The sequence below is a fragment of the Candidatus Paceibacterota bacterium genome (genome assembly GCA_041660505.1).
Classification (GTDB): Bacteria; Patescibacteriota; Minisyncoccia; order Phycocordibacterales; family JACRKE01; genus JBAZWG01.
Genome location: JBAZWG010000012.1, coordinates 1 through 3,053 on the forward strand (window position 1 = coordinate 1; position 3,053 = coordinate 3,053).

At 51.2% G+C, this 3,053-nt stretch carries 4 protein-coding genes; 2 read left to right on the top strand and 2 right to left on the bottom strand.

The window, feature by feature from the left end:
* Together WC764_04785 and WC764_04790 are read left to right on the top strand one after the other, a co-directional pair.
* A partial coding sequence (locus WC764_04785) for a ribonuclease P protein component (GenBank protein ID MFA6007010.1) occupies positions 1-232 on the top strand: 232 nt, incomplete at its 5' end.
* An 18-nt stretch (positions 233-250) separates the two neighbouring features.
* Positions 251-976: a YidC/Oxa1 family membrane protein insertase gene (locus tag WC764_04790; protein ID MFA6007011.1), complete on the top strand. Its 726-nt coding sequence runs from the start codon at positions 251-253 to the stop codon at positions 974-976.
* Here the strand turns inward: WC764_04790 and WC764_04795 are convergent.
* Together WC764_04795 and WC764_04800 are read right to left on the bottom strand one after the other, a co-directional pair.
* The gene (locus WC764_04795) at positions 973-2,187 is read right to left on the bottom strand and encodes a hypothetical protein (GenBank protein MFA6007012.1); all 1,215 of its coding nucleotides are present in this window, start codon (positions 2,185-2,187) and stop codon (positions 973-975) included. The two genes, WC764_04790 and WC764_04795, sit on opposite strands and share 4 nt — an antisense overlap.
* A 2-nt stretch (positions 2,188-2,189) precedes the next feature.
* The gene (locus WC764_04800) at positions 2,190-2,966 is read right to left on the bottom strand and encodes a hypothetical protein (protein MFA6007013.1); all 777 of its coding nucleotides are present in this window, start codon (positions 2,964-2,966) and stop codon (positions 2,190-2,192) included.
* Positions 2,967-3,053 lie beyond the last annotated feature (87 nt).

The following is a 3,053-nucleotide window of genomic DNA, read 5'->3' on the forward strand; positions in this document are numbered from 1 at the left end:
CCACTTTTCCGCCGTCGTTTCGAGCGATGCACGGGGGTATGCGGTCATTATTCCCAAAAAAATAGCCCGTCTTTCAGTTACCCGCCACCGCATAAAACGCAGGGTATTCGCGGCACTCCGGACCCTTCCCTTGCCTCCGGCGGTCATTATTTTTCCAAAATCGTCCGCGGGTAGTGTAAGCTATGAGGACACCAAGAAAGAAATAGCCGCACTTTTTGCGAAACTACATTAATAGCTTAAACCCTCGTTTGTGATATCAACTTTTTTTCACGCCGTTTTCTATAATCCTATTTACAATGCGCTCGTCGCGCTTATGGCGCTCGTGCCTGGCGGAGATGTTGGTGTTGCGGTCATCATACTCACCATTATCATTCGGCTCATACTTCTCCCCTTCTCGCTCTCGGCGGCACGCACCCAACAGGCAATGAGGGTGTTGGAACCAAAGATTAAAGACCTGAAGGAAAAACATAAGGGCGACAAAGAAAAAGAAGCGGTTGAAACATTAGCGCTCTACAAAGAAGCACAAGTGAATCCTTTCTCAAGCATCCTCACAGTCTTCATACAGATCCCGGTCCTCCTCGCGCTCTTCTGGGTTTTTAATTATGAATCATTCATCACCATTAATGCGGCGCGCATCTACGCGTTTACTCCGCTACCGCACTCAGTCTCGCTCGAATTTCTTGGGATTATCTCCGTCGCAGGCAAAAGCATGTTTCTCGCCGTGTTGGCGGGACTCACACAATTCCTCCAGGCGCACATGGCTCTCTCTGGAACGATGAAGCCTTCTGGAGGCGGCATGCAAGGAGACTTCCAAAAGATAATGAGTATGCAGCTGAAATATGTCTTCCCGTTTCTTATTGCGACGATTTCCTACACAACCTCCGGCGCTATCGCGCTGTATTTCATCGCGACAAACCTTGCTGGAGCGCTTCAGGAGTGGTACTTGCGCCGCAAGCTGATTGCCGCGAGCACCTAGAGTGAGTATCCCCAGAGCGAGCCGTCGTTCTTGTTAACGAAGACGAGCATGGTGCTTGCCGGATTGATGGCGGGAGCCTGCACATCAAGCGACCCTTTTGTTTCTTTAGGGAAATCCAAAACAAGCTGAGCATAGCGGCCGGAGACTTGTATTTTCCAAATACGATCACTGAATTGCACCGCACCCTGATACCAATCATCAGGATAACTCGCTCTTGCAGGAGGGTTCACCGGAACTCCGCAATAAACCGCCGAATCGTCGGTCGCCCACACACACTTATCAGCAATGGTCGCCACGGGGAGTCGGAGCGTTTCTCCCGTCGCAGCGTTTACAAGCTCCATCTGCATACTTGTATTGAGCACATAACTCACCAACACCCACTTTCCGAGAGGGCTCGCGAGCGCCACCAACCCGTCGTACGGTCCGGCTATGCGTGAGAAATTTCCGTCGGTGCTGACAAGGAATGCGCTACCGGGGAGTGATGCGGAGGCTTTTGTCGTTGCGAGATATTGCTTTCCCGCAAATGAAATTCTGAGCGAAGAAAGTGGAGTTGAGAATATAGCCACTGGGCGCGTTCCGTCGGTGCGCAAGAGTGAGGCATTTGAACCATTTACCCCAGAAGAGAGGGTGAGTATGCCCGTCGCTGAAACAGCGATGTCAGCAAGGTTTTGCGAAAGAAAGAACCCGCCGGTGCCGGTTGCAGGGAGCGCGTAAGTGTTGATGATAGAAAAATCAGAGCCGGAAAGATACCGCGTGAAAGCGAAGGATCCGTTCGGAAGCCACAAGGCAGACTGGAGACCCGGCACTGTCCGGTTGCTTGTCCTAGTGAGCGTTCGTGTACGAGTCGAATACGAGAAAACATTGCCACTCTCTCGTTCGATGTAGCTGACAGTAGTATTAGCGGAGGATGTGGCAGTGGTGGCCTTACTATCAATAACCACCTCCCCAGGAACTATCGGCCCCTTGCTTATCTGTACGAGGCGCGATGATACCGCCACTGGTGCAATAACACCCGTGCTAGTAGTCGTTCCTGTTGTCCCAACCCCTGTAGTGGTTCCCGGAGGAGTTCCCTGCCCCGCCACAGGAAAGGTTGTTCCGTCAGTGAGGGTAACGCTCACGCTCGGCGCTTTGCTGAAGAAGAGAAAATAGGCACCCACCCCTATTCCGAGGAGGACAATGACGGTTGCGGCGATGATGAGGTAGCGTTGCATAATTACCAAACACAGATCCCCTGTTCAGGAGAAAGATTACGACAATTTGGTTTCCCTTGTAATTCGGCCGAAGTCGCTCCGGCGCAAGTATGCGTTGTTAGTATAGGAGAACCGGAACCATTTGTGGGCTGCCCAATACACTCGTTAATAGTCATTGTAGCTCCGGGCACAAGAGGCCCGGTCGTGATACAGGATATGGTTACTCTGGTTGTAAGAGGGTCTCTTGTTTCTTGGGGGGTACCGCCGCGGGCTATACACTGATTTCGAAGTTGCTCACGGCATGCGGCGTTGTCTGCATTAGTTGCTGGGTTGCATGTTGTAGTGGGTGGTGCCGCCCGGTCGCCTGTTGTTTCAAGTGGTTTAAGATTTAGTGAAAGATTCAAAATGCTCGGATTGATGATAGAAAAAACGAGTACGGGAGAGAGGACGAGCACGAGGCCAAAAAGCGCCTGATAAATGCGGTCCTTACCCGCCTGGTTTTTGCTCACACTATCCTGAGTCGATATCTCGAGCCCACCCCAGATGATTTCAATAATAGCCAGCACCGCCGCAAGGCCGATGAGGTATTTGTAGAGGTTGTTGAAAAAGATTGCGAGATTGCCGGAGTTTGCCGCCCCTCCTTCCGTAAGGCCTGGGATGGGCGCGAGCGGGACAAATCCCTGCGCGAGTGCGTGAGGTACAAGCCCGACAAACAAAAGTGCAAATGATATCAAAAGTGTTTTTCCTGCCCCGTTAGAAATCCAGAACAGAGTATTGCGCAGTGAATTTTTGCTACCCATATATTTTTTGTAATTTCTAATGGGGTTCATAGACCAAAGAAGTTAGTGCTCGGTTTCTCTCCGAACAAGAGCGAAAGGTTTGCTGTT